Annotated in this window: 8 protein-coding genes and 1 pseudogene; 1 reads left to right on the plus strand and 8 read right to left on the minus strand. The window is 37.3% G+C overall.

The window, feature by feature from the left end; genetic code table 11:
• The 7 genes from AACQ83_RS22955 to AACQ83_RS22985 all read right to left on the minus strand — a co-directional run.
• Nucleotides 1–439, minus strand: a 439-nt coding sequence (locus tag AACQ83_RS22955; protein WP_192881086.1) for a DNA circularization N-terminal domain-containing protein, incomplete at its 3' end; no start/stop codon positions are given.
• A 112-nt stretch (nt 440–551) separates the two neighbouring features.
• Entirely contained in the window at nt 552–1,715 is a 1,164-nt protein-coding gene (locus AACQ83_RS22960) for a hypothetical protein (protein WP_112879745.1), read from the minus strand.
• Nucleotides 1,716–1,719: 4 nt separating this feature from the next.
• Nucleotides 1,720–2,931, minus strand: a complete 1,212-nt coding sequence (locus AACQ83_RS22965; RefSeq protein ID WP_112879746.1) for a nucleoid-associated protein — start codon at nt 2,929–2,931, stop codon at nt 1,720–1,722.
• Nucleotides 2,932–3,383: 452 nt separating this feature from the next.
• Nucleotides 3,384–3,581: a type II toxin-antitoxin system HicA family toxin gene (locus AACQ83_RS22970; RefSeq protein ID WP_047963020.1), complete on the minus strand. Its 198-nt coding sequence runs from the start codon at nt 3,579–3,581 to the stop codon at nt 3,384–3,386.
• 1 nt (nt 3,582) lies between these two features.
• The gene (locus AACQ83_RS22975) at nt 3,583–3,837 is read right to left on the minus strand and encodes a DUF1902 domain-containing protein (RefSeq protein ID WP_112879747.1); all 255 of its coding nucleotides are present in this window, start codon (nt 3,835–3,837) and stop codon (nt 3,583–3,585) included.
• 171 nt (nt 3,838–4,008) lie between these two features.
• Nucleotides 4,009–5,160 carry a hypothetical protein gene (locus tag AACQ83_RS22980; RefSeq protein ID WP_112879748.1) on the minus strand — a complete coding sequence of 384 codons (1,152 nt, stop codon included), beginning with the start codon at nt 5,158–5,160 and terminating at the stop codon, nt 4,009–4,011.
• Between the two features lie 128 nt (nt 5,161–5,288).
• Complete coding sequence (locus AACQ83_RS22985; RefSeq protein ID WP_146747938.1) at nt 5,289–5,726, minus strand: hypothetical protein; 438 nt, start codon at nt 5,724–5,726, stop codon at nt 5,289–5,291.
• A gap of 129 nt (nt 5,727–5,855) precedes the next feature.
• On the opposite strand from AACQ83_RS22985, the pseudogene AACQ83_RS22990 reads away from it, so the two are divergent.
• A pseudogene (locus AACQ83_RS22990) lies at nt 5,856–6,637 on the plus strand (IS5 family transposase).
• On the opposite strand, the gene AACQ83_RS22995 reads toward AACQ83_RS22990, so the two are convergent.
• A partial coding sequence (locus tag AACQ83_RS22995; RefSeq protein WP_192881088.1) for a terminase gpA endonuclease subunit occupies nt 6,567–6,916 on the minus strand: 350 nt, incomplete at its 5' end. The pseudogene AACQ83_RS22990 and the gene AACQ83_RS22995 overlap by 71 nt on opposite strands.

A 6,916-nucleotide genomic window follows, 5' to 3' on the forward strand; every position in this document is an offset into this window, starting at 1 on the left:
GGCCAGATTCAATCACTGTAAGCGTGAACTCAAACACCCGGCCATTATCCGCACTTTCATTTACACGTAAGCCCGATTCAGTGACGCTGACAGTTAACTCCCCAAGCGTGGGGTGAATGAGCGTGCCGCTTACTCCTTCTTCACACGCTGCCACCAAATTATTACGTTGAGTGATTACATCCGGCGCGGAATAAACTTTACTGTCTTGAATGATAAAGCCGCGCAAGGTGATTTTTCGGCTACTGCGCCCAAGGTCTTCAATCCACGCCGTATCACGATAAGGGTATTCATGCACTGCTTGCCGTCTGCCGAAAACGCTTTCACCGGACACCACGGCAAAGGGTACACCCCGGAATGATGCCGGGTGTAAATGTTCTGACCATTTCCATCCCTGATCTTTCCCCAAAAATGATGAAATGGCGTCTTTAATCAATGGCATATCACCACCTTGTGGTTATTTTAGATACAAAAAAACCGCAATTAAGCAGCCTATTTGTTTATTTGATGATGGCTATAGGATCACACAACAATGCTAAGCTATTCACTTAGCACTAAAAGAAAAGCCATTTAATAAGCAAGTAACCGCCCCCAACCCATAACATAAAACAACCCATATTATTGACATTATTAAGCCTGTCTTTTGCAGTTTCTATTTTTTCATTAAGTTCTGAAAAAATCTTGCTTGCTGCTGTTCTAACCTCAACTCCTTCATCAAATTTTGAATATCTTTCAAAAACATCCTTCAAACTTTTCTTTAATGAATCATAAGAGTCTTTGAGTGCTTCATTTGAGATTAATGTAATTCGATAAACCAAAAATAAACCAATAAAAATCAACAAAGAATTCAAGAAACCACTAGCCTTAGCCAACCCTCCAATGGCTATTAAAGCGCCGGGAATAGCAAAAGCCTTGTTTTGGCTAGATGAGACAAAATCATTTATCTTTGTTGTATACTCTAATTGTTTTTGTTCTAACTCTGATAGAATTTTATTAACTGAGAATCTTTTTGTATACAATTCCAATAGATCATTATATCTATTATAGATTCTTTCCCCCTTAGATATGACTGTTAGTATATTTTTTTCTTCTTCATTTTGAATTAAGTCATATATTGCAGTTTTCAATATAGATTTTCTTTCAGGTGATTGAGCATCTTCTATATCTAATACTTTCAATAGAGCACCAGCAGATACATCTGATTGTTTATCATGATTACACTTCGATACTAAATTGTAATTTGAATAGCTCTTTATTATTATTTCCTTACCACCCTCACTATTTTGGATGTATATTATATAATTACCATCGATATGATAATTTGATACCGCATCAAGTATTTCCCTCCACTTCAAAAAAATTGATATATTTTCTATTTCATTAGAAGCCTCTATTGAAGATAATATTTTATCTCCTAACACTATATATTCATTCGGAATGTTTTTTTTATTGAGACATAAACGCCAAAAATCATCAATAGATGTGTGAATTATTGTATTGGGAGAAAGGTTATTAGCACTGATAGGAAATGCAATCTCTCCATCTTGCTTAACAAATCCTTCAATAACACCATAGCCCAAAAATAATTTTTCAATATTATCTAGCTGTGATTCAGTAAATATAGATGATTTAGATTTTAAAATAGCAAATCCGTCATCAATTTTCAGATCAGTGTCAGATAATATTTTAACCAGAGTTGATAAGCCAGAGTCTCCCATGTCGTCACTCCTCTTTCGCAGTATAACCAACAACACCATCCAATATCATCATATCTTCATTAGACAGATTTATTCTCAAATAGCCATTATTTCTATCATAAAACACCTTACTATTGGAATTTGGGTCATCACTGATGACATTTAAAGAAAATTTACAATTATAATCTTTATTAGAACTAATGATATTTACTTCACCAAAACACTTTCCCGAATGAATTGTTGGTTCAAAAAAATCATCTATTAAATATGAGTTAATATTTACAAATTGAACAAAATCATTACTTCCTATTTTTCTTTTTTCAATCCGATCTTCAAATATCTTTTGAATATCATTTATGGATATTTTTTTATCATTATTATCCTTGGATTTTTTATCCATAAGTGCGGCAGTTGCTTCTAGGACTTTAGCTGTTTCTACAGGAGTTAATTTTTTCAATTTGGAGAAATCTTTAATTGCTTTATATAGTTGCTCTATACTTCTGGCATTATCAAGCTTCTCATTACACCCCAATGCTCTCTTGAAAAAAGAGCTTGATGATTTTCCAGATATAACTTGCAAATAAGGATCACCATCATTATTAGGGTATATTTTATTAAATAAGGTTAAATCAAGCATTGCTGCCTGCCTTAATGCGTCCATATCAACAGAAGATAACTCTGTTGGTATAAGTTCATCATCAAAATTAAATACATTTTTCTTATCTACCATTATGATAAACAATTTCCCATGACTATCCATGTCATTATCTAATTTATAATGAATAAATACCACTTCACCACCTGACAGTCTCCCCCTATTTTCACCATTTGCCTCTATCTGTACATTGGTCATTAAACCACTAACAAAAGATTCAAAATCTGTATTATTGTTGAGGTAGCTTTTCATTTGAAATGGCGTGCTATTAATTAGCTCATTTTTACTAATAAACCCATGTTGCTTTCTATTGTTTTTGAACTTTCTTTCCACTCTTTTTATGAATGATTGCACATCGTTAGCACTTATATCCCAGACAGTCCCAAGCGTTACTTTAAAAGATGCTTTTTTATCCACAATGAATTTTTCTAATGAGGCGGTCATAGCAAATTGAGGTATATAATTCTCATCCTTCAGTTCCAATTCAGGAGAGTATCCACAGGAGCATACCTCTTCAGCTTCGTGCTTACTTCCACAAGAAGGACATTCAATACTTGATTCATCTCCAATAAATTCTGTCATACCATTATTCCTATCAACATTTCATAACTAAATAGAACTGATATTAATAAATTTTTGACAAAAAAGTGTACTGTTAATAAAACCATTAAATGTATAAAAACACAGTATAGTAAGTACTGAAATATATAAAGCTGTTTTTCCCTGTTAAATGATCTATTTTGATAGATAATTACTATTATTTTCTATTTAATATATTAATTAATAGAAATTATAACGATTCGTTAGAATAAATACATCTCACACAAAAAGTGCGTACCTACAAAAGCCCCTCATAGGGTTGTTTATGGCTTCCTCATGACACCCAAAAAAGCATGAGGGGTTTTACGAAACTTTCGTAAAAGCTAACTGCCGCACAGGCAGATAAAAGAAACCCGCTCTGATGGCGGATTATCTTTTGGCAAGTTGCACTGTAAACCCACATTAGGGTCTTCGGTCTGACATAAGCAAAATCATCAGATTTTTTCTTTGATTCCTGCCTGTTTCAGAATTGCATTAGCGGTATGCTTAGAGACTATCGTGTATGGCACACTAAATGCTTTATTGGTTATATCACTACGCCATATTTCATGACTGCCTTTACCTTGTCTGACGAAGTAACACCCATGCGCCAATAAGATTTCTTTAAGTTGTGGATATAAGCCAGATCCCATGTTAGAGCGCTATCCTTGAATCGTAAGATTGTTCCTGAACGAAACTAATTTTCATCCCATCAGGGTTACCATCCAGGTTCATCTCGTATAGTTCGGGAGCTATTTCCCAAACTTTTTCTGTCAATTCATCATAAGTTTTAGCTTCTGTAACCAATCCAAGCTCATCGCACTCAGCAATCCACATATCATCATGGATGACATTCACAACAAAATTAACTTGTTGATCACCAAAATGTGCTTTGTAAACTGTGTTCATAACACCCCCTTGCTTGCTACTAGTTAATAATAACCCACACAATAATGTAAGAAAAGGTGATTATTTGAGCCATCCCTGGCTTAGGGCGACTACCAGCGGTTTTCCATGCTTAAAAAGTCGTTTTTATGGGGGTTCTGTCTGACTGCAAGATGGTGTCCAATCGTGGCGGGGTTATTCCTTACAAGGCAGATATACTCTCCAAGTATCGACTTCTGTATTTAGTTCACAGATCTCTTTACCTTCTGGTGATACCAGATACTGACCATAAACACGACCTTCACCTTCTTTTATTGCGCTCTGTTCAACAATTAAACTTCCTATGTACTTATTATACTCTGGTTTACCTAATAAATTAGACATATTTACAAATGTCAAATCACCATCTGTGATAAATTTTTCTCTTATATTAGAGTAATCATTGTCAAAAGGGATTGTGAAGGCATGTAGCGCATTACTTACAGCCCAAGCCGGAACTGAAAAATAAACAATTCCTTTTTCGTAATTGTAACCTACGATTTTCATGTCAGATAATGTTGTCTTCGGATCTTCCGTGTACCTCTGTCTTATAATATCTTTTTTTCCACGCAACCCATTTTGGGTAACATAAATTACTCTAATGCTGCTTTTTGACTCAAATGTTTGGGGGTGTTCCTCTTCAACTGTAACTATAGCTAATGATTCTTTAGGGTCTGGGATAATAGCTGTTGTAACTTTCATCCCTTCACCAGCAACCCATGAAGTTATATCCCTGCCCTGATAACAAACAAGACCATTGACATTATAGAGGTGAACCAAAGAAGATCCTGTTGATGGGAAAGTAAAACCATCATATTTATCATTCATATAAAAATCATGACAATTAATCTTATTTGCAACCACTGAGTTATCAGAATCATCTTCATTTAGTTGGTTCGCTGATTTATATGCTTCATAAGGATAAATTTCAAGTCCATCATCCTTGTCCAAGATAATATAATCATTATCATCATTAGCATGAATAATGGCCTTACCTTTATCTAAAACAGTAAAATTAACAACAGGTGTAACTTTATCATTAGCTTTATCTTTTAGTGTCGAGAACTCGCTTTCATTATAACAAAGCTTACCTTTGCTTTCGTAAATACCGCCAGATTTATCATTACATCCAGAACTGGAATCAGAACTAAGAAGCCCACCCCAAAAAACAATCAGCACTAAAACGCCAACTCCACCGATCAACGAAGCTATTACTGTCGCTACCGTTCTGTACCACGTTGCCTTTTGGGAACAAGCTATAACCAGCGAAACAATAAAGATTATGATAACAATCCAAATCTCAGTCATATTTATACATTACCTATTCAGTTATCCACGTCCGTATGTCACCCATTCATAACCCTATTCAAAATATGATAATAATTACATTGAAGAATGGGAAATAAAATGTTTTCAAGGATACTGCATAGATGTTGTTACCCGACCCGGCCCCCAGTTTTTGCATTAAATTGCTGACGCTCTCCGGTCTTGCTGTTGACCAGTGTAATCTCTACCTGGAATTTATTTTCACCTATTACAGATTGAATCGCCTCAGCCATGTTCTGAGCAAGCTCGCTATTATTTACTTGATTTGCAAAGATAGAAGGAAATCCGTTGGTAGCCGGTTGACCGGATTCAGAGGATGTAGCAGGTTGATGCATTATGCGTTGCTGACTTAGATAATATCTGTCACGTAACCCTTGCCTGCGTGGTTCAAAGATGGCTGCGATTATTGCATCTGTGATTTCCTGCTTGCTAAATGGCTGTTGGCCGTGATTTTCCTGTTTTATCATAGCATTCATTAGTTTTTCTAACACCTGGGGTTCATGCAAGTCCAAGGGCTGATTGGCAGGATAGCTTGTCTCTTTTGACACAAAATTGATATATGCCTGAGTATTATTTCTATCTTTCTTGGGTGCGTAAGTGCTGATTATGCTATTTAAAGTATTTATCCTTCTGTCGTCATAAATAAATTCATGTAATAATAACCCCATATTATATGAATGGACTACTTAACCATGAGCACACCAGCACACCGCCGTCACGATATTTCTGATCATGTTTGGCGTTTACTTGAGCCTCACCTGCCAGGACGTAAGGGCGCCTGGGGACGCATCGCTTATGATAATCGGTTATTTATTAATGCCGTGTTCTGGATTTTACGGACAGGTGCACCCTGGCGAGATTTACCGCCCGATTATGGTGACTGGAAAAATACGCATCGCCGTTTTTGTCGGTGGCGTGACAAAGGAATATGGGAAGGATTGCTTGAGCAGCTCATCTCTGAACCGGATTTCGAATGGTTGATGATTGATGCCAGTCACATTAAAGTTCATCCCCATGCCGCAGGCGCAGAAGGCGGCAATCAGGATATGGGGCGGACAAAAGGGGACTCAATACCAAGATACATTTGGCCGTGGATGCGCATGGTATGCCGGTCAGAGCGCTTATTACAAGCGGTACCACAGCGGATTGCTCACAAGCTGAGGTCTTGATTGAAGGAATAGATGCAGAACACTTATTAGCGGATCGGGGCTATGACAGCAATACAGTGATTGAACAAGCAGAGCACCAGGGCATGGCAGCGCAAATTCCCAGCCGCAAAAATCGCAAGGTCAAACGAGAATATGATCGGGCTCTTTATCGACTCAGGCATTTAGTTGAAAATGCGTTTCTCCCTCTTAAACGCTGGCGTGGGATAGCGACCCGTTATGCTAAAAATAGTGCCTCATTTCTTGCCGCTGTTCAGATCCGCTGTCTTGCTCTTTGGTTAAATATCTTATGACGACACTATCTAGTGCATTCAGTTTTAGTCCCATATGCAGCAAGCCACACAGCGCAGCATAACCATAAACCCGACAGTCCAGCGCTTCATTAGCACGGCCCGGTAATTGTTCCCACACTCGGAAACGCTGCCCGCCTGATTCTTTTAATACAGAACGTTCCGCTAACAATTGACTGAAATAATTCAGATCCCTGTCTGCCGGAAAGTGCATATAGCTTGCCGCTGCCTCACCGGGTCGCGGTGGATTAATATGTAATCTCCCCCGGACCGTATCCTTAG

The sequence above is a fragment of the Photorhabdus sp. S10-54 genome (assembly GCF_963878145.1).
Classification (GTDB): Bacteria; Pseudomonadota; Gammaproteobacteria; order Enterobacterales; family Enterobacteriaceae; genus Photorhabdus; species Photorhabdus kayaii.

Coding starts and splice junctions, on each gene's coding strand:
- AACQ83_RS22965 (WP_112879746.1), bottom strand. CDS start 2,931: ATGACAGAATTTATTGGAGATGAATCAAGTATTGAATGTCCTTCTTGT.
- AACQ83_RS22970 (WP_047963020.1), bottom strand. CDS start 3,581: ATGGGATCTGGCTTATATCCACAACTTAAAGAAATCTTATTGGCGCAT.
- AACQ83_RS22975 (WP_112879747.1), bottom strand. CDS start 3,837: ATGAACACAGTTTACAAAGCACATTTTGGTGATCAACAAGTTAATTTT.
- AACQ83_RS22980 (WP_112879748.1), bottom strand. CDS start 5,160: ATGACTGAGATTTGGATTGTTATCATAATCTTTATTGTTTCGCTGGTT.
- AACQ83_RS22960 (WP_112879745.1), bottom strand. CDS start 1,715: ATGGGAGACTCTGGCTTATCAACTCTGGTTAAAATATTATCTGACACT.